This is a genomic window from Bacillus sp. B19-2, from assembly GCF_022832475.1.
GTDB lineage: Bacteria > Bacillota > Bacilli > Bacillales > Bacillaceae > Bacillus > Bacillus paralicheniformis.
On the sequence record NZ_JALHKQ010000001.1, the window covers coordinates 66,671 to 86,745 of the forward strand.

The following is a 20,075-nucleotide window of genomic DNA, read 5'->3' on the forward strand; positions in this document are numbered from 1 at the left end:
CAGCAATGTCAACCTGAATGTGATACATAAGGAAAAGCTCAAGGCTCATTCAGCCTGCGGAAGAGTTCGTGTCCTTCCTTAACCAATGCTTATCGCACCCATTAAAATCGGAATAGACGGACATCCGCAACTCCCCGCAGACAGTAGAGGCATTGGTTGTCTTCTTTTGTCTGCGGTTTTTATTTGCCCGCGGCAGAAAAAATGATGCCGAGTTATTTCGCTTGAAGCGGATTTGAAAGGAAGTGAACAAGTTCTCCTCACAGCCGCATCCCAGAACATGAAGAAGATTGCCGCACACCTAGCCAAGAAGGGCCGGGTATACGGGAGCTCTTTTTCTGCAAATGGGCTGGAAACCCCGTTGAAAACAAACGGAATTTTCTATATGATTGATAGTATTAATGAGAACGGTTATACATAAAAAGAAGGTGCATCATGGAGTTTGTGCTTGTTTTACTGCCGGTTTTCGGGATATTTGCGATCGGGTTCATCGGACAAAAGCTGCTTCATTTTGATATTCAGAACCTATCTAAAATGTCCCTGTATTTAATGTCTCCGTTTTTAGCATTTGATACGTTTTATGAGAACAAGCTGACGATGGATTATCTCTATATGTCTGTCTATTGTCTCGGCCTCTGTTTCACTTTGATTCTATTTGTCTACCTCATTTCATATGTTCACGGGTATTCCAATCAGGAGCGGTGCGCTCTCGTTTTATCATCCGCTTTCATGAATAACGGAAACTACGGCACTCCCGTCGTCCTGCTTGTCTACGGCACGGCCGGGCTTGATATCGCCGTTGTGCTGATGGTGCTTCAGCAGCTTGTCATGAGCACGATCGGCATATATTACGCAGCGAAAGGAAGCCCTGAAGCGGGCGGATTTAAAATCGTGATGACAAGGGTTATCCGGATGCCGGTCGCATACGGTGCGCTGCTCGGCATATGCTTTCAGCTGGGGTATATTTCGATTCCCGAACAGTTAATGACGGGAATTAAATTGGTGGGGGATGCCGCGATTCCGACGATCATGATTATTCTTGGCATGCAGCTTGCGGTGATCTCCTTTCAACATATCGAATACCGGAAAATTTCTTACTCGCTCTTGCTGAAATTATTCGTGTCTCCGCTCATTGCCTTGGGGTTTGCGCTGATTCTTCCCGTCGACGGGCTGGTCAAACAGATCATGGTGTTGGCGGCGGCCATGCCGACGGCGGCGAATACAACTTTGATGGCGGTGCAGTTTGAAACAAAGCCGGAAATCGTTTCAAGCGCGACTTTTATCAGTACAATGCTCAGCATCGTCACCCTTCCGGTCGTGCTGTGGCTGCTTTCCTTATGGGGCTGACCTGAATCTTTCAGGCGGCCTTTTTTTCCGGCGAAACCAAAAAGGCAGCTTGAAACGGCGGCTGATGACATGGCAAGCCGCCGTTCCCCCCAGAGTTTACCCGCCTATTTGCAAAGCGATATTTCCAAACTGCTCCCCGTCTTTCATCCGTTTAAAGGCTGCAACCGCTTCTGATAAAGGAAACACTTGATCAAGCACCGGCTTAAGCGAATGGCGTTCGATAAAATCAATCATTTGCCGAAATTCTTCGAGGCTGCCCATCGAAGTGCCGATGATGCTGATTTGCGGGAAAAAGAGCGAGCGCAGCGGAAGCTGGATGCTGTCTCCCGAGCTGGCGCCGAAATTGATGATCCTTCCGTTCGGCTCGATGACATCGAAATAATTCGCAAAAGTTGCCGGGCCGATGCTGTCGAGGATCAAATCAACCTGTTCCCCGCCCAAGCTTTCTTTCCACAGGCCGCGGCTTTCGATTGCGAGGTCCGCCCCATAGCGGAGCGCTTCTTTTCTTTTTTCTTCACTTCGGGAGGTTACAGTCACCCGCGCGCCCGCTGCCTTTGCCATGAGTACCGCATTTGTGGCGACGCCTCCGCCGACTCCCGGTATTAAGATATGTTCACCTTTTTTTAAATGGCCTTTTGTAAATAAAGCCCTGTAAGCGGTCAGAGCGGATAAAGGCAGGACGCCTGCTTCCTCCCAGGAAAGGTGCGCCGGCTTTTTCAACACGTGCTTCGCCGGGACGATGACATGCTCTGCGAAGGTTCCGTCAGATGGGCCGCCGAGAATGTCAGGTACTTGCGGAACAGAATCCGTATATTCCCAGCCGATGCTCGGATTGATGATCACCTCTGTATGAACGGCGAGGCCCTGAACACCTTCGCCTGTCTCTTCGATCGTGCCTGCTCCGTCGGAGCCGGGTATAAACGGGGAATCCCCCGCCTCCCTGGATTGAAAGAGGAACAAGTCACGGTGGTTCAGCCCGGCCGCTTTCAGTCTGATTTTGACTTCACCCGGACCGGGCGTTTTGTCGGAAACATCTGTATATTTCAGCCCTGAAAGGCCCTTGATTCCTTCATGGATGATCGCTTTCATAAAAAATTCCCTCCATTCGAGTTGGTTGTGTTAAATTATGGACATGAATGAAGGTAAATGTAAAATGATTTGCCCGGGGACCGCGAGCGGCTTCTGTTTATAAAGGATTGCAATGAGGCGGAAATTCCATTAGTGTAATACAGAAGCAAGATAGCAAGTGAAGGAGATGGAACATGAGTTTTCACGATCAAAAAATTTTACCTGCGGTACGTAATATGAAGCAGTTTGATACATTCCTGGACAGCCCATTTTCATACGGGGTTCTGCTTGACATCCACCTTGGACAGCTGGGGGGTGTCATCAGCGCGGCCAGATCCCATGGGAAAAAAATGTTTGTGCACGTCGATTTGATCCAAGGAATTAAGCATGATGAATACGGTGCGGAATTCATTTGCCAGGAAATGAAGCCGGCGGGGATTCTTTCTACAAGATCAAGCGTTATTGCCAAAGCAAAGCAGAAGAAAGTGTATGCGATCCAGCGCATGTTTTTAATAGACACAAGCGCCATGAAGAAGAGTATTGAATTGGTGAAAAAGCACAGACCCGACTATATAGAAGTGCTTCCCGGAGTGGTGCCGGAATTGATCAAGGAAGTCAAAGAAAAAACCGGCATTCCGATCTTTGCGGGCGGGTTTATCCGTACTGAAAAAGACGTCGAGCAGGCGCTTGCAGCAGGGGCGTCCGCAGTCACCACCTCAGACACTGATTTATGGAAAAAATACTGGAAGTAAAAATATAAAATGTGAAAAATTATTGACAACGCTTTCACTATACGATACGATTTTACTAAGTTAATACATTGTGACGGAGACCCGGAGACCACAGCAGTTCTTTACTCAATGATGTAAAGAAAGTTTGCTGTGTTTTTTTATGGTCTTATAGACACAGTGGAAAAGGTGAGCCCATGGTGTTCATCTTTAAAATAACACTTCATAATAGATTTTAGGAGGGATAGCCTTGACAGCATTTTGGGGGGAAGTTATCGGAACGATGCTGCTCATCGTCTTTGGAGCTGGAGTTTGTGCAGGAGTTAATTTGAAAAAATCGCTGTCCCATCAATCCGGATGGATTGTGATCGTCTTCGGCTGGGGGCTCGGCGTGGCCATGGCGGTATATGCCGTCGGCGGCATCAGCGGAGCGCATTTAAATCCCGCCGTGACATTAGGGCTGGCATTTGTCGGAGATTTTCCTTGGGAAGAAGTGCCTTCCTATATTTTAGGACAGATGATCGGCGCATTTTTAGGAGCGGTGCTCGTTTTTCTTCACTACTTGCCGCACTGGAAAGAAACCGAAGATCAAGGCGCGAAGCTGGGAGTATTTTCGACAGGTCCGGCGATTCCAAATACATTTGCAAACCTGTTCAGTGAAACATTGGGGACTTTTGTTCTCGTTCTCGGACTTTTAGCGATCGGTGCAAACAAGTTTACTGACGGACTGAATCCGCTTGTTGTCGGATTTCTGATCGTGGCGATCGGGCTCTCGCTCGGCGGAACAACAGGATATGCGATTAACCCTGCCCGCGATTTGGGGCCTAGAATCGCCCACTTTGTCCTTCCGATTGCAGGCAAAGGGAGTTCAAATTGGAAGTACGCGTGGATTCCTGTTTTAGGACCGGCGCTCGGCGGTTCATTTGCAGGCGTTTTTTACAATGCCGCATTCAAAGGACACATCACCAACACATTTTGGATTGTAAGCGTTATATTAGTTGTGATATTGTTAGGTTTCTATATTCATATGAAAAAACAATCGGTTGATCAATCGGTCAACATTTAAAAAAACGCAATCTTAACAGACATATAAGGGGGAGTTTTAAAAAATGGAAAAATACATTTTGTCTCTTGATCAAGGCACCACTAGCACAAGGGCGATTGTTTTCAACAAAGCAGGCGAAATCGTCCATATTGCGCAAAAAGAATTTCAGCAATATTTTCCAAACCCCGGCTGGGTTGAACATAATGCAAATGAAATCTGGGGCTCCGTTCTGTCGGTGATCGCTTCTGCGCTTTCAGAATCGGGGATCGAAGCCGGACAAATTGCCGGAATCGGGATCACCAACCAGCGGGAAACGACCGTTGTTTGGGATAAACATACCGGTAAACCGGTCTACAATGCGATTGTGTGGCAGTCCCGCCAATCGGCGGAAATATGCCAGGAATTGAGAGAGAACGGCTATGAAGAGACGATCAGAGAGAAAACAGGACTTTTAATCGATCCTTATTTCTCAGGCACGAAGGTGAAATGGATTTTAGATCATGTGGAAGGGGCAAGGGAGAAAGCGGAAAACGGCGACCTTCTCTTCGGTACGATCGATTCTTGGCTGATCTGGAAAATGTCCGGCGGAAAAGCGCATGTGACAGATTATTCAAATGCCTCAAGAACATTGATGTTCAACATCTATGACCTCAAATGGGATGAGGAACTTCTCGATATTCTCGACGTGCCGAAATCGATGCTTCCGGAAGTCAAGCCTTCATCGCATGTATACGCTGAAACGGTCGATTATCATTTCTTCGGGAAAAACATTCCGATTGCAGGTGCAGCCGGCGACCAGCAGGCAGCATTGTTCGGGCAGGCTTGCTTTGAAGAGGGAATGGTTAAGAACACGTATGGAACAGGCTGCTTTATGCTAATGAACACCGGCGAAAAAGCGATCAAATCAGAGCACGGCCTGCTGACGACAATCGCCTGGGGCATCGACGGAAAGGTGGAATATGCGCTGGAAGGCAGCGTCTTCGTCGCAGGTTCCGCTATTCAATGGCTCCGTGATGGGCTGAGAATGTTTAAAGACGCCAAAGAAAGTGAAAAATACGCTGTAAGAGCAGAATCTGCCGATGGTGTTTATGTGGTTCCTGCATTTGTAGGTTTAGGCACGCCTTATTGGGACAGCGATGTCCGCGGCGCTGTATTCGGACTGACCCGGGGTACGACGAAAGAGCATTTTGTTAGAGCAACGCTTGAAGCACTTGCTTATCAAACGAAAGACGTGCTTGACGCAATGATGGAAGACTCCGGGATCTCGGTGAAAACGCTGAGAGTCGACGGCGGAGCTGTCAAAAACAACTTCCTGATGGATTTTCAGGGCGACATTTTGGATGTCCCTGTAGAACGTCCTGAAATCAATGAAACAACCGCGCTCGGTTCAGCCTATTTAGCGGGTCTTGCTGTCGGCTTCTGGAGTGATCGTTCCGAGATCAAAGACCAGTGGCAGCTTGACAAACGTTTTGAACCGAAAATGGAAGAAAAAGAGCGCGAGAGTCTGTACAGCGGGTGGAAGAAAGCTGTAAATGCAGCTAGGGCTTTTAAATAAGCCGCATGTATGTTACAATCTAATTAAGTTAATAGAAACGGTTGGAGAAGAGGAGAGACCGCAGGCACCAAAGCAGAATCAGCGCTTTGGATGTTTGTGGTCTCTTTTTCTATTTTTTTACCGTGACAACAAGGGAGGACATGAACATGGAATCATTATTTTCAAGTCGTAAACGGGACGATATTTTACAGAATATGACGAAGCAGAAGTATGACGTGTTTATTATCGGCGGAGGGATTACAGGTGCAGGGACGGCATTGGACGCCGCATCGCGCGGGATGAAAACGGCGCTTTGTGAAATGCAGGACTTTGCGGCCGGAACGTCAAGCCGCTCCACGAAACTCGTACACGGCGGACTTCGCTATTTAAAGCAATTTGAAGTGAAAATGGTAGCTGAAGTCGGCAAAGAGCGGGCGATCGTCTATGAAAACGGACCGCATGTGACAACGCCCGAATGGATGCTGCTTCCGATGCATAAGGGAGGTACTTTTGGCAAATTCAGCACGTCAATTGGACTGAGGGTGTACGACTTTTTAGCAGGCGTCAAAAAAGCTGAGCGGAGGAGCATGCTGAATGCCGAGGAAACGCTTCAAAAAGAGCCGCTCGTGAAAAAGAACGGCCTGAAAGGCGGCGGCTATTATGTCGAATACCGGACGGATGATGCCAGGCTGACGATCGAAGTCATGAAAGAAGCGGTTAAATTCGGAGCCGAGGCCGTCAATTATGCGAAAGTAAGCGATTTTATTTATGAAAACGGCAAGGTCACCGGCGTGGTTATTGAAGACGTCTTCACGAAAAAAACATACCGCGTCCACGCGAAAAAAATCGTCAATGCTGCAGGTCCGTGGGTTGACCGTCTGCGGGAAAAAGACCATTCAAAAGAAGGCAAACACCTTCAGCATACAAAAGGCGTGCATCTTGTTTTTGATCAATCGGTCTTTCCTTTAAAACAAGCCGTTTATTTTGATACGCCTGACGGCCGCATGGTGTTCGCGATTCCGAGAGACGGTAAGGCATATGTCGGCACAACGGACACCGTCTACAACGAGGATTTGGAACATCCTCGAATGACGACTGCAGACAGGGATTATGTCATTAATGCCATCAACTATATGTTCCCTGAACTGGGAATCAAGGCCGAAGATGTCGAATCAAGCTGGGCGGGGCTCAGACCGCTGATTCATGAAGAAGGAAAAGACCCGTCCGAGATTTCCCGGAAAGATGAGATCTGGACTTCTGAATCCGGACTGATCACGATTGCCGGCGGAAAGCTGACCGGGTACAGAAAAATGGCTGAGCATATCGTTGATCTTGTCAGAGACCGATTAAAAGAAGAGGGCGGCAGAGACTTCGGTCCTTGCAGAACAAAAACGATGCCGATCTCAGGCGGCCATATCGGCGGCTCCAAAAATCTGGAGGATTTTATTCAAGCGAAAGCAGCCGAAGGAATCGAGGCTGGACTGTCCGAAGAGACGGCCAGACAGATCGCCGCACGATACGGTTCGAACGCAGACCGCCTGTTTGATCGTGTTCCATCCCTAAAAGATGAAGCAGCAGAACGCCGCATTCCTGTCCATGTACTGGCAGAAATGGATTACGGGATCGAGGAAGAAATGGCTGCCGTCCCGGCAGACTTCTTCGTACGCAGAACGGGTGCGCTGTTCTTTGACATCAATTGGGTCCGCACTTACAAAGACAGCCTTACGGACTACATGAGTGAGAGGCTGAACTGGGATGGCGAAACGAAGGCCCGGCATGTCCAGGCCTTGGAAGGACTTCTTCACGACGCTGTTGTCCCGCTGGAAAGCAGATGATGTATCGGGTCAAATGACCTTGATGAAATTTCGTTGAAAATCAATCGAATGGCCTAACGTGAGGCTGTCTTGATCAGGCAGCCTCATTTTTTTCGTTCGGCATGCTAAATTTGGACAAAGCGGCTGTTTGTCGATATGATAAAAGAAAAGCTGCAATTATTTAGCTGGAATATTGGAGGTAATCATGAGCTGGAGAACGAGCTATGAACGCTGGAAAAACAAAGAAAACTTAGATTCCGAATTAAAATCGCTTCTTCTGGAAGCTGAAGGAAATGAAAAAGAACTAGAGGATTGCTTTTATAAAAAACTTGAGTTTGGTACAGCCGGTATGCGCGGAGAGATCGGACCCGGTCCGAACCGCATGAACGTTTATACGGTTCGCAAAGCATCGGCGGGCCTTGCCGCATACATAGGAGCGAACGGCGAAGAAGCAAAGAAGCGCGGCGTTGTGATCGCATACGATTCCCGCCACAAATCGCCTGAATTCGCAATGGAAGCTGCTAAAACGCTCGCAGAAAACGGCGTTCAAACGTACGTGTTTGACGAACTGCGCCCGACACCTGAACTTTCCTTTGCGGTAAGAGAACTGAATGCGTTTGCAGGTATTGTCATCACGGCGAGCCATAACCCGCCTGAATACAACGGCTATAAAGTCTACGGAGAAGACGGCGCGCAGCTTCCGCCTGCTGATGCCGACAAACTCATCGGCTATGTCAATGCGATTGAAAACGAACTGGAGATCGAAGCCGGCGATGAAGCTGCTTTAACCGAAAAAGGGCTGATCAAAATAATCGGCGAGGAAATCGATCAAGCGTATCTCGATAAACTGACATCGATTTCTGTCAACCCTGATCTGGCGAAGGAAACTGAAGTCAAAGTCATTTTCACCCCGCTGCACGGCACGGCAAACAAATCCGTGAGACGCGGCTTGAAAGCTCTCGGATATGAACATGTCACAGTCGTCCCGGAACAGGAGCTGCCTGATCCTGACTTTTCGACCGTGTCTTCTCCTAATCCGGAAGAGCACGCCGCTTTTGAATATGCGATCAGGCTCGGTGAAGAAAAAGGAGCCGATATTCTGATCGGAACCGATCCCGACGCGGACCGCCTCGGCGTCGCTGTAAAGGATCAAGAAGGCCGTTACGCGGTGCTGACAGGAAATCAAACCGGCGCGCTGCTTTTGCATTATCTGCTATCGCAAAAACAGCAGAAAGGCACGCTGCCTGATAATGGAGTCGTTCTGAAAACGATTGTGACGAGCGAAATGGGGCGCGACATCGCCGCTTCTTTCGGACTGGACACGATCGACACGCTGACCGGCTTTAAATTCATCGGAGAAAAAATCAAACAATTTGAAGCATCGGGCGAATACGCTTTCCAATTCGGTTATGAGGAAAGCTACGGCTACTTGATCGGCGACTTCGCAAGGGACAAGGATGCCGTCCAGGCCGCATTGCTTGCGGTTGAGGTATGCGCCTTCTATAAAAAGCAGGGAAAATCGCTGTATGATGGACTCCTCGAATTGTATAAATCGTTCGGCTTCTATAGAGAAGGCTTGAAGTCCCTGACCTTAAAAGGAAAAGAGGGAGCGGAGCAAATCGCAGCCATCCTCAGCACATTCAGAGAACAGCCGCCTCTTTCCATCGCCGGAAAAGACGTTGTATCCGCAGAAGACTATTTGACAGGGAAGCGGACGCTGCTGAAGGAAAACAAAACAGAAACGATCGATCTTCCGACATCCAATGTTTTGAAATATTTCCTTGAAGACGGCTCATGGTTCTGCCTCCGTCCATCAGGAACAGAGCCTAAAGTGAAATTTTATTTCGCGGTCAAAGGCCGAACCAATGAAGACAGTGAAGCGCTTCTCCATCAATTAACAGATGAAGTGATGAAAAAAATCGATGATATTGTAAAAGCGACTTCAAATTGATAATCGCTGAAAACCCGCCTTGTTAAATGGCGGGTTTTTCATTTGTTTTGTGCAGCTTGTATAGAGGAGCCGTTGCTTGTCTATAGTGTGCAAATCACAAACTGTTTAAAAGAATGTGGGCCGAGTAGTTAACCAAAGAGATGAGGAAACCAAGTATCCTAGTTACTATGGCTTTCTTTTTTTTTGAGTTCATAGATGATACAATATTCAAGAAATATTTATGAGGGAGGTTTCCCTAAATGCGTTTAAACGTATATACAATCATCTTCATCATTTTGGCGATAGCATCTAATTTGATATCGATATTCGTATTCAATCAAGGCATTTTAGGATATATCCTTGCTGTTATCTTTTTATTGGCTGCTGGTTATTCAACAAAATTCACAAAATCACAAAATCAAAACAGACCGCCCAATAACGAATAGTTTAAATCGAACCCTCTGTCAGTGAAATGACGAGGGTCCTTTTTAAATTTAAATATCTTCGGTGTCCAGCATCCTCACGGAAGGGACATCCCTCAGAACAACATTCACCGGATATTTTCACCGGATATATAAGTTTCTCTTCACAGCTCAAGAGTGCAGCACTCTTTAGTAACCTAAATTGTCTTCCAGCACTCATTGCAGCTGGATTTGCCCATAGATATAGAAATGATTTCGGTTTGTTTCATCTTTTCTTCCTTAACACAGACTTACCCCATCATAGCTAAGAAGCAAAAGCCAACGACAGGAGCTAACTCTTCTAATTTGGCTGAAAAAGGGTGATGAAAATAAGCTGAAGGCAGCTCAAAGATCAAATACTTTAACTCAATAGGCAAGTGGTGCCATCTGATCAATACAAGCTGTCCTATGGTCTGGTGGTCGACATAAGGAAGTAAAAGCGACTTTAAATCATAATCGCTGAAAACCCTCCTTGTTAAATGGCGGGTTTTTCAATTTTTATTGATAAGCGGCAGTACATGATGTAATATATATATAACAATAAGTTAGATATAAATTGCATCTTGAAAGGGGAAAATGGCTGACATGAAATGGATCAAAACCGGGGATGAATACGTAGAAAAGAAAATGACGCAATTTTTTAGCGAAGCCGGTACGATTGTCGCTGCTATCTTATTTTTGGATATGATCATCCGGGGCCTCATTTTAGGGAGACCGGCATCCGAATACATTGTCAGTGCCATCGGTTTTGCAGTCTATGCAGGCTGGATATTGTTCCGCTATCTTTTGTCGGGGTTTGAATATCCGGAGATTGCAGGTCAAGCGGCGTACAGGAAAAAAAGAAAAGAGATCACGGCTCTCAGCCTCGCTTCCGGCCTCATATTTGCCATTTTAGTGCTTATTTTTACCGGCATACCAAAACACCCCGGCAGTTGGTTTGACTTTATTATGATGGTGATGTTGTTTGTATTTTTTCATTTTCTGATCAACTTTATCTCGTTGCGCAAATCCTTTCGGAAAAATCAAGATCTATTAGATGATTAAATGAAAACGGCGGGTGAGCATATGGTTAACCGGGTCAAACTCGCCCGGGTCGAAAAGTCTTTGACACAAGCCCAGCTTGCCGAGCGGGTCAATGTGACAAGACAGACGATCGGGCTGATCGAAAAAAATAAATACAATCCGACATTGCACCTTTGCATCGCGATCGCAAAGGCGCTGGACAAAACGCTTGACGATTTGTTTTGGGAGGAAGAAGCTTAACGATTCGCTTTGTCCCTTCTCGGTCAAAAGTCTTAGAAAAGTTCATCTCATGAGGTGGCCTTTTTTTTATCAAATATCGATATAATAAAAGAAACTCCGGTTTAAGGGGATGAAGCTTTTGCGGGAAGACACGCAGTTTGAAAAATTGAAAACGCTCAAAGAAATAGCGGAAACGTTAAACGAAGGGAACCATCTAAAAGAAACGCTTCATGCTGTTTTAAAAAAGCTGCTCCGCTTAACAGGGCTCAAAACGGCGTGGCTGTTTCTGATCGATGAAAAGGGGAGCTTTGAACTGGCCGCTTCGGTCCGCCTGCCCCAGGCGCTTTCTTACCGGCACAACCGTTTATTATGCGAAGGAAGCTGCTACTGTCTTGAACAATATAGGGATGAAAAGCTGGACAGGGCGAAAAATATCATTCATTGCCAGCGGATTACGACGGCCATGAAACAGAAAACCGGAGATCCGGAAGGTATCACACACCATGCAACCGTCCCGCTCAGCGATCAGAAGAAACGGTTCGGTTTGCTGAACGTTGCGGCTCCGGACAAAATTCATTTCAGCCGCGGGGAACTGGCGCTCCTCGAAGCTGTTGCTCTGCAAATCGGGATGGCGATCAAACGGATGCGGCTTGCTGAACAACAGCAAAAACACATGCTGCTGACCGAAAGAAACAGATTGGCTCAGGACTTGCATGATTCCGTCAATCAAATGCTTTTTTCGCTCAGCTTGACCGCTAAAGCGGCGGGTGAAATGACAGACCAGCCTGAGATCAGGGAAATGCTCGAGTTTATGCAACATCTTTCTCATGAAGCGCTGCTTGAGATGCGGGCGTTAATTTGGCAGCTCAGGCCCCAGGGCTTGGAAGAAGGGTTGGCGGCGGCACTTGAAAAATATGCGGAAGTGCTCGGCCTTCAGGTGATTTTCAAGCTCAGCGGTGTGCTCCGTCTGCCGCCTTCTGCTGAGGAATTGATGTGGCGGCTGAGCCAGGAAGCTCTCAACAATTGCAAAAAGCATGCCAGTGCAAGCCGTATACAAGTGAAAATCGATGTATTCCAGTCGTCTGCCGTCTTGGAAGTCGAAGATGACGGCAAAGGGTTTCAGTACGATCCTGACGCGGGGCTCCCGACGCTTGGGCTGAAAGGAATGAAGGAGCGGACGGAAAAAGCGGGCGGCACGTTTTTGATCAACTCCGCAATCGGTAAGGGGACGAAAATCCGGGCGGTTTTGCCTTTGAAGGAGAAGGGGGAGGCAGGATGGAACAGGTGAAAATCATCATTGCCGATGATCATCATATTGTCAGAAAAGGCCTCTTGTTTTTTTTCAAAACAAAAAGCGATTTTGACGTTGTCGGAGAGGCATCGACAGGAATCGAGGCGCTCGATGTCTTGCGAAAACGGGAGGCAGACATCGTATTAATGGATTTATCAATGCCTGAAATGGACGGAATTGAGGCGACAAAGCGAATAAAAAAAGAATATCCGTCTGTCAAAATCATAGCGCTGACAAGCTATGCGGACGAAAGCTATGTAATTCCTGCCATCCAGGCGGGAGCCTCTGCCTATCAGCTGAAAGACGCCGAGCCTGATGAACTTGTCGAGACGATACGCGCTGTTTATGGAGGGAGATATTCCTTGGATCCAAGCATTATGTCCCACGTCTTTCACCATGTGTCACAGGCTGATGAGAAAGAAAAAATACATCAATTGACAAATAGAGAAAAAGATGTTTTATTGGAAATTACAAAAGGGAAAAGCAACAAGGAAATTGCCGCATCTTTATTTATCAGCGAAAAAACAGTGAAAACCCATGTATCCAATCTGCTGTCAAAGCTAGGCTTATCCGATCGCACGCAAGCCGCGCTCTTTGCAGTTAAACACGGACTACACCAAAATAACGGGAGATGATCAAATGAAAATAACCGTAATCAGCGGAACCGCGAGAAAACAAGGCAGAACGCGGATCGCCGCTTCCTATATCGCCCGCACGTATCAGGCGGAGCTTATCAATCTAAGCGAGTTCATCCTACCGATTTTCAACGGAGATGAAGAGCAGAGCTCGCTGGAAAATGTTCAAAAACTGAAAACTTCTGTCAAAGAAGCAGACGCTGTTGTTTTATTATCTCCCGAATACCACAGCGGTATGAGCGGCGCTTTGAAAAATGCGCTCGATTTTTTAAGCAATGAACAGTTCTCGGGCAAACCGGTTGCGCTTTTTGCTTGTGCAGGAGGCGGCAAAGGCGGGATGAACGCGCTCGCCAATATGCGCATTGTCGCGCGCGGCGTTTATGCGAACGTCATCACAAAGCAGCTTGTGCTCGATCCGATTCATATTGATGAGGAACACCAAACGGTTACTGAAGCAGCCAAAGCCAATATCAAAAGTGTAATGGAAGAGCTTCTGCTCTTTGCCGAATTTCAAAAAGCCTGACGCCGATTAGAGCGCCAGGCTTATTTTACGTAAAAACAAGCACGCCGTTTTCGTGTTCGTGTCCCGAAAATGAGGCGTGATCAATGTACTGCAGCAGATCATAAAGCCTTTTCTCGACAATGGTGTCATCTCTTTCAAAATTGTAGGCGTGCAAAAAATGTTCGATCCGCTTTGATAATAAATCGTCTTCTGTCCGCACCATCAGGATCAGCAGGTTGTCCCACTGCGAGCGGTGCGTATAGTACAAAGCTTTGTCATAATCAGCGTAATTCAATTTCGCCACTCTCCCTTCTTTCTGAGGAGTCATGATTATTTTATGTGGCGGGATGTTTTTTTCTCCGGGCAAAACTTGGTCTCCCTTGTTTGGCGGCCTAGAAATATGAGGATGGTATACGCTAGACCGCGAAAAATGTCTGCATGACATTCGCCGTTTCCGGTCAAGCTAACGTATGTACAATACATGCGGAGCGAATGGAAATGAAAAAACGATATTGCACGTACTTTTTTTGCATACTAACGCTTTTATCATTCCCGGCGAAAAGCCACTTTCAAGCAGGTGTTTCCGATGCGCCTGAACGGTGGGAGAGAATCGCCTGGAGCGCGCTTGAAGAAAAATACGAAGGCGCAAAGTTCGAGGATTATGAATATTTAGGGCGAACTCAAGTCAATGATGAAGAGACAAAAGATGTCTTCAGGGTAACCGTCAATCAGAAAGGTAAATCATTTTCGGCGCACGCTGAGGTGTATTTTCACCCGGTGACCAATGCGATCATCAATGTGAATATTTTTACCTTATAGCAAAAAAAACGAAGGAAGCGGCTTCCTTCGTTAACTCAATAATTTACGTATATGGTCCTGATTAACGATAATATCCTGCAGAGTGTATTGATCCAATACGTCCAAATAGGCGGAAAGGGCTTTGTTTAAAACATGCTTTAATCCGCAGATCGGAGAAAGTATACAATGGTTTTTTTCTCCGTTAAAACACTCGACAAGGTTAAAATCATCTTCTGTATGTCTTATGACTTCACCGATATTAATCAGTTCAGGCGCTTTTCCGAGACGAATCCCGCCGTTGCGGCCCCGAATCGTTTCAACGTAGCCAAGCTTGCCAAGCTCGTAAATCACCTTCATAAGGTGGTTTTTTGAAATGGAATAAGAATCGGCGATGTCTTTAATATTGACAAGCTCGTTTGAGTTTTTGGTTGCTAGAAAAATCAGTACCCTTAATGAGTAATCCGTATAATTTGTTAATTTCATCGCATGACCTCAATCAAACAAGTTTCCATTATCTTATCACATTTGCCTTCAGTTATGAGGGTGGAGCGGAAATTGTTACAAAAATATAAAACATTCCTTGGAAATATTGCTTTAATTCCATTAAAAGTCTAGTATAAAGATGTATCTTAAATACATCTTTAATCAAAAGTAACAGTCCCATTAAAAAAAAGATCTTATTGCACCTTTAAAGATGTATTTCAAATACATTTTTAAAGTGACTGGAGAGGAGAAAGCGTTATGCTATCTGAAAAAACCATGCAAATTGTCAAATCGACCGCCCCTGTTTTAAAAGAAAAGGGAACAGAGATCACCACTTGTTTTTACAAGCGGATGTTTAATGCGCACCCTGAATTGAAAAATATCTTCAACATGTCCCGCCAGCAAACCGGCGGACAGCCGAAAGCTTTGGCTTTTACTGTTTTGCAGGCGGCTGAGAACATCGACCGGCTCGGAGACCTGCTGCCGGTTGTCAAACAAATCGGACATAAACACAAAAGTTTGCATGTGAAACCAGAGCACTATCCTATTGTCGGTCAGCACCTTTTGGAAGCCATTGAAATCGTGCTCGGCGAAGCTGCGACAGAGGACATTCTCCAGGCATGGGCAGAAGCCTATGAAGAGATCGCCCGCGTATTTATTGAAGTCGAAAAACAAATGTATGAAGAAGACAAAAAGCAGGATGGAAACTGGGAAGGATTTAAACCGTTTGTCATCATGGATAAGCGGGTGGAATCCGCTACGATTACTTCCTTTTATTTGAAGCCTGCCGATGGAACGGATTTGCCCGCTTTCAGTCCCGGACAGTACGTATCTGTCCGCATTAAAATTCCCGGCGAACCGTATTTCTTAACAAGGCAGTACAGCTTGTCAGATGCCTGGAATAAAGACTACTACCGCATTTCAGTCAAACTGGAAGCGGAGGAAGGGCAACCGGTCGGAAGGGTATCAAGCTATCTGCATGAGAACATGGAAATCGGTGGCAGCTTGGAAGTGAGCGCTCCGGCCGGAGATTTCACCCTTTCCGAAGGAACGGATCGTCCGGTTTACTTCATCAGCGCCGGATCAGGCATCACGCCTGTCATGAGCATGTTGCAAACATTGGCTCAAAAAGAAAGCAGCCGCGAGATCACATTCGTGCACGCGGCGAAATCTGAACAGCATCACGCTTTCAAGGAAGAAACGGAGAAGCTGCTCAGCGCCAATCCGGCGAACCGTCTCCTGTTTGTCTACAGCAGGGATGCTGAAGCGACGGAAGATCATATTGTAAATGGCCGGGTGAATGAAGAGCTTTTGAAATCGATCGTGAAAGATCCAAATGGCGAATTTTATGTTTGCGGTCCGCTTTCATTTATGAAAAGCGTGATTGAAGGATTGCAAAATCTTGGCGTTTCGATGGAAAACATCCGCTATGAGAGCTTTGCTTCATCCCTTGATATGCAAATAGCGAACTGACCAAAGAGGCAGCTGTCAAACCGACAGCTGCCTTTCATCTTTTCAAAACCCGGCTCATACAATAAAGAGAAGTCCAACCGGGGGGGATTTGAGTATTGAGCATACGGGAGCAAAAAGAGCTGCAGCGGGCGATAGCAGAAATTACGGAGATCGCGGAAGGATTCGGCCTGGATTTTTATCCGATGAGATATGAAATTTGTCCGGCTGAAATCATTTATACATTCGGCGCATACGGGATGCCGACAAGATACAGCCATTGGAGTTTCGGCAAGCAATTTCACAAAATGAAGCTTCACTATGACTTTGGCTTGAGCAAAATATATGAGCTTGTCATTAATTCAAATCCGTGTTACGCGTTTTTGCTGGACAGCAATTCATTGATTCAAAATAAGCTGATTGTCGCACACGTCCTGGCTCATTGTGATTTCTTTAAAAATAACTGCCGTTTCCAAAATACGAAGCGCGATATGGTTGAAAGCATGTCAGCGACAGCAGAGCGGATTAAACATTATGAGACGGTCCACGGTTCAAAAGAAGTCGAAGCATTTCTCGATGCGGTGCTGGCGATTGAAGAACACATTGACCCTTCGCTCGTGAGGCCGAAGCTGTCGTGGAGCATAGATGATGAAGAGGAAGAAGAAACAGACGCGCCGCCCACTCCTTATGACGACCTCTGGGAACTGGATCATAAAGGATCGAAAGAGAAGAAGAAAAGGACGAAAAAAAAGTTTCCGCCGAAGCCGGAAAAAGACATTCTGCTGTTCATTGAAGAACATTCGCGGGAGCTGGAGCCTTGGCAACGCGACATCTTAACGATGATGAGAGAGGAAATGCTGTATTTCTGGCCGCAGCTTGAAACGAAAATCATGAATGAAGGATGGGCGTCCTATTGGCATCAGCGAATCATCCGCGAGCTTGAGCTGACATCAAGTGAAGCGATCGAATTCGCCAAGCTCAACGCGGGAGTGGTTCAGCCGTCCAAAACGGGCATCAATCCTTATTATCTCGGATTGAAAATATTTGAGGACATAGAGGAGCGCTACAACAACCCGACAGAAGATATGAAGAAGATGGGTGTAAAGCCGAACTCGGGGAGAGAAAAAATATTTGAAGTCAGGGAGATCGAGTCAGACATTTCATTTATCAGAAACTATTTAACGAAAGATCTCGTGATGCGGGAAGATCTCTACTTGTTTCAAAAACAGGGAAGGGATTATAAAATCGTTGACAAGGATTGGGAGGCTGTGCGCGATCAGCTTGTCAGCATGAGAGTCAACGGAGGATTTCCTTATTTGACAGTTGAGGACGGAGATTACTTAAAGAACAATGAATTATACATTAAGCATTGGTATGAAGGGATCGAACTCGATTTAAAGTATCTTGAAAAAGTTCTGCCTTACCTTCACCAGCTATGGGGAAGAAGCGTGCATGTCGAAACCGTGCTCGAAGATAAGCCCGTCATGTTTTCCTATGATGGAAAGGCTGTCCATCGCAGATATTTATAAAAAGTTTCAGGCTGCATTCGGGCAGCCTTTTTTATTTTAAAGCGCAACGACGACCGTCACTATGCCAAATAAAAGAACGTTTGTCCAGTTTTATAAGTTAATCATAAAAATGTAAAATAAAGTATTTAACACTCTTTCTAAAATTGTAATTTTGGCTGCAGGAAAGTGCGAAAATGTAGTATTTAAGTTACCTTTGAAATGTAAATGAAATATTATCTACCCTTAAAAACTTTTTTTAAAAACGAATAATTAAGGAATTTGACATAGTAAGTCAAGACTATACCTGATGGAATTCCCTCCTTATAATAGAAACAGAGGAAGGGCTAAAGCAGCCGTTCTCAAAAAAAATGAAACTGCTAATTTTCGCCTTTGAAAATATAAAATATTCTGCTATTGGGAGGACAACATGAAAAAACAAGTCATAACAGCAGCATCAGCGGTTGTTTTAGGATCGACTTTATTTGCGGGAGCGGCTTCCGCGCAAACCATAACGGTGAAAAAAGGGGATACGTTATGGGGATTTTCGAAGAAGTACGGCACAAGTGTCAACAAGATTAAACAGGAAAACAAGCTGAAATCCGATATCATTTACATAGGGCAGAGGCTGTCGATCAATGGAAGCAGCTCTTCGTCTGCAAAAGCGTCGCAAGTTTCATCAGCTACGCATAAAGTGGTCAAAGGAGACAGCCTTTGGAAAATTTCTCGGACATACGGCATGACCGTCAATGAACTGAAGTCTCTGAATGGTTTAAAAACAGATTTAATCCGGATCGGACAAGTATTAAAAGTTAAAGGGACGAAAAGCGTAAAAGCTGCATCAACGACAAAGCCTTCTGCATCAAGCGGGACAAGCAAGGCGCCTGCGCAAACCTCTTCAGCGCTGAATACGTCAAAACTAGTTTCGGATGCAAAAGCCCTTATCGGAACGCCTTATAAATGGGGCGGAACATCTGCATCAGGATTTGACTGCAGCGGATTTGTCTGGTACATCCTCAACAAACAGACGAATGTGGCGAGAACGAACACAGCCGGTTACTGGAATTCGATGAAGAGCGTATCAAGCCCTGCAGTAGGCGATTTCGTTTTCTTCACGACATATCAGCCGGGACCTTCGCATATGGGGGTTTACATCGGAAACAATCAATTCGTTCATGCCGGTTCTGACGGCGTAACGATCAGCGATATGACAAACAGCTATTGGAAGCCCCGCTATCTTGGAGCAAAACGCTTCTAATGTTGCAGGGACAAGCCCGTTCATCATGATGAACGGGTTTTTTCCATTTAGAAACGGAACTCGGCTAAAAACGCCAAAAAGTGTTCGACCTTCTCATTATCTTTCAGACTAATCGCATATCCCCCTGCAACAGGAAGCTTCATGAAATCGCACGGCACCTCTATTAATCTTCCTTCCATCAGCTCGCGGCGCACAGTCGACAGCGGCAAGAATGATATACCGAGTCCTTCTGAAATAAATCGTTTCGTAATATGCGTCTGGCTTACGAGCATCGTTCTGACAAACGGAAATTTGATCCTCAGCTGCCTGACAAGGTCGTCCCAGTATTCGGGGTGATTATGGGTCAACAGCAAATATTCTTCAAGCAAATCTTCGACATCGAGCGGCGGCGCTTGTTCTGAATCGCGGCCGTCATGAGGGGCGACCAAAATCACGGGATCGCTGTACATGGAATAGCAGTTCAGGTTTGACGATTGCACGTTTAAGCAGCTTAATCCGATATCTGCATGGCCGGCTGAAATCAGGGGAGCGATTTCAGCTGATTCGGCGATCTTTACTTTGATCTCCGAATTCGGATGCAGCGCCGTGTATTTTTTTAATACAAATGGGAGAATCGTATCGGCGATAAGCGGTGAAACCGCTAGATTCAATGTCTGTGAATAGCCTTGTCTGATTTTGTGAAGCTCTGCCATGCTCGATTCATAGTCTTCCAGCAGGCGAAGGGCGAAAGGAAGGTAAGCGCGGCCTTCTTTCGTTAAATGAATGCTTCTTCCTTTGCGGGTGAACAGCTGGCACCCGAGTTCTTCCTCAAGCAGTTTAATTTGGACGGTGACGGTCGGCTGAGAAATAAATAAGGTTTCCGCCGTCTTTCTGAAATTTTCGTATTTTGCGGCAGTAACAAAGGTATGAAGCCATTTAAAATCCATTGCAGTCCTCCTGATTAATTTTGTTAATCAAAGACATCAATATAATTCAATATTTTTTAAAT

The 20,075-nt window shown here is 46.1% G+C and carries 19 protein-coding genes; 15 read left to right on the forward strand and 4 right to left on the reverse strand.

The features are described from left to right. Window positions 1-432 precede the first annotated feature (432 nt). Window positions 433-1,344 carry an AEC family transporter gene (locus MST20_RS00405; protein WP_243939295.1) on the forward strand — a complete coding sequence of 304 codons (912 nt, stop codon included), beginning with the start codon at window positions 433-435 and terminating at the stop codon, window positions 1,342-1,344. A 96-nt stretch (window positions 1,345-1,440) separates the two neighbouring features. On the opposite strand, the gene MST20_RS00410 is transcribed toward MST20_RS00405, so the two are convergent. Continuing rightward, window positions 1,441-2,433: a quinone oxidoreductase family protein gene (locus tag MST20_RS00410; RefSeq protein ID WP_243939297.1), complete on the reverse strand. Its 993-nt coding sequence runs from the start codon at window positions 2,431-2,433 to the stop codon at window positions 1,441-1,443. A gap of 173 nt (window positions 2,434-2,606) precedes the next feature. Here MST20_RS00410 and MST20_RS00415 point away from each other — a divergent pair, with 173 nt between their 5' ends. From MST20_RS00415 to MST20_RS00460, 10 genes are all read left to right on the forward strand, one after another. Beyond that, entirely contained in the window at window positions 2,607-3,164 is a 558-nt protein-coding gene (locus MST20_RS00415) for a glycerol-3-phosphate responsive antiterminator (protein ID WP_020450708.1), read from the forward strand. A gap of 226 nt (window positions 3,165-3,390) precedes the next feature. After that, window positions 3,391-4,206 (forward strand): MIP/aquaporin family protein, encoded by an 816-nt coding sequence (locus MST20_RS00420; RefSeq protein WP_059230666.1) that lies wholly within the window; start codon window positions 3,391-3,393, stop codon window positions 4,204-4,206. 43 nt (window positions 4,207-4,249) lie between these two features. Continuing rightward, entirely contained in the window at window positions 4,250-5,740 is a 1,491-nt protein-coding gene (gene glpK / locus MST20_RS00425) for a glycerol kinase GlpK (RefSeq protein ID WP_243939305.1), read from the forward strand. A gap of 146 nt (window positions 5,741-5,886) precedes the next feature. Beyond that, complete coding sequence (gene glpD, locus MST20_RS00430) at window positions 5,887-7,554, forward strand: glycerol-3-phosphate dehydrogenase (RefSeq protein ID WP_243939306.1); 1,668 nt, start codon at window positions 5,887-5,889, stop codon at window positions 7,552-7,554. A gap of 184 nt (window positions 7,555-7,738) precedes the next feature. After that, window positions 7,739-9,484 (forward strand): phospho-sugar mutase, encoded by a 1,746-nt coding sequence (locus MST20_RS00435; RefSeq protein WP_243939308.1) that lies wholly within the window; start codon window positions 7,739-7,741, stop codon window positions 9,482-9,484. Window positions 9,485-10,509: 1,025 nt separating this feature from the next. After that, the gene (locus tag MST20_RS00440) at window positions 10,510-10,968 is read left to right on the forward strand and encodes a DUF6773 family protein (RefSeq protein WP_243939310.1); all 459 of its coding nucleotides are present in this window, start codon (window positions 10,510-10,512) and stop codon (window positions 10,966-10,968) included. 21 nt (window positions 10,969-10,989) lie between these two features. Beyond that, window positions 10,990-11,187, forward strand: coding sequence for a helix-turn-helix transcriptional regulator (locus MST20_RS00445; RefSeq protein WP_025811818.1), 198 nt, complete (start codon window positions 10,990-10,992; stop codon window positions 11,185-11,187). 118 nt (window positions 11,188-11,305) lie between these two features. Then, window positions 11,306-12,454: a GAF domain-containing sensor histidine kinase gene (locus tag MST20_RS00450; RefSeq protein WP_279599714.1), complete on the forward strand. Its 1,149-nt coding sequence runs from the start codon at window positions 11,306-11,308 to the stop codon at window positions 12,452-12,454. Beyond that, entirely contained in the window at window positions 12,442-13,092 is a 651-nt protein-coding gene (locus tag MST20_RS00455) for a response regulator transcription factor (protein ID WP_279599715.1), read from the forward strand. Before MST20_RS00450 ends, MST20_RS00455 begins: the two co-directional genes overlap by 13 nt. Before the next feature lie 4 nt (window positions 13,093-13,096). Further along, on the forward strand, window positions 13,097-13,615 hold the full coding sequence (locus tag MST20_RS00460; RefSeq protein ID WP_243939319.1) for an NADPH-dependent FMN reductase: 519 nt from the start codon (window positions 13,097-13,099) through the stop codon (window positions 13,613-13,615). Between the two features lie 25 nt (window positions 13,616-13,640). On the opposite strand, the gene MST20_RS00465 is transcribed toward MST20_RS00460, so the two are convergent. Then, window positions 13,641-13,889 (reverse strand): YhdB family protein, encoded by a 249-nt coding sequence (locus MST20_RS00465; RefSeq protein WP_243939321.1) that lies wholly within the window; start codon window positions 13,887-13,889, stop codon window positions 13,641-13,643. Window positions 13,890-14,086: 197 nt separating this feature from the next. Here MST20_RS00465 and MST20_RS00470 point away from each other — a divergent pair, with 197 nt between their 5' ends. Beyond that, window positions 14,087-14,413: a YqzG/YhdC family protein gene (locus MST20_RS00470; RefSeq protein WP_377903630.1), complete on the forward strand. Its 327-nt coding sequence runs from the start codon at window positions 14,087-14,089 to the stop codon at window positions 14,411-14,413. Window positions 14,414-14,443: 30 nt separating this feature from the next. Here MST20_RS00470 and nsrR read toward each other — a convergent pair whose 3' ends face one another. Continuing rightward, complete coding sequence (gene nsrR, locus MST20_RS00475) at window positions 14,444-14,875, reverse strand: nitric oxide-sensing transcriptional repressor NsrR (protein ID WP_059230655.1); 432 nt, start codon at window positions 14,873-14,875, stop codon at window positions 14,444-14,446. 258 nt (window positions 14,876-15,133) lie between these two features. Between nsrR and hmpA the strand changes: the two genes are divergently transcribed. The 3 genes from hmpA (at window position 15,134) to MST20_RS00490 (ending at window position 19,087) form a co-directional block, all read left to right on the forward strand. Then, window positions 15,134-16,348, forward strand: coding sequence for an NO-inducible flavohemoprotein (gene hmpA, locus MST20_RS00480; RefSeq protein ID WP_243939325.1), 1,215 nt, complete (start codon window positions 15,134-15,136; stop codon window positions 16,346-16,348). 95 nt (window positions 16,349-16,443) lie between these two features. Then, complete coding sequence (locus MST20_RS00485; RefSeq protein WP_075755466.1) at window positions 16,444-17,853, forward strand: SpoVR family protein; 1,410 nt, start codon at window positions 16,444-16,446, stop codon at window positions 17,851-17,853. Window positions 17,854-18,259: 406 nt separating this feature from the next. Then, window positions 18,260-19,087: a C40 family peptidase gene (locus MST20_RS00490; protein WP_243939327.1), complete on the forward strand. Its 828-nt coding sequence runs from the start codon at window positions 18,260-18,262 to the stop codon at window positions 19,085-19,087. A gap of 47 nt (window positions 19,088-19,134) precedes the next feature. On the opposite strand, the gene MST20_RS00495 is transcribed toward MST20_RS00490, so the two are convergent. Further along, window positions 19,135-20,013: a LysR family transcriptional regulator gene (locus MST20_RS00495; RefSeq protein ID WP_243939329.1), complete on the reverse strand. Its 879-nt coding sequence runs from the start codon at window positions 20,011-20,013 to the stop codon at window positions 19,135-19,137. Between the last annotated feature and the right edge of the window lie 62 nt (window positions 20,014-20,075).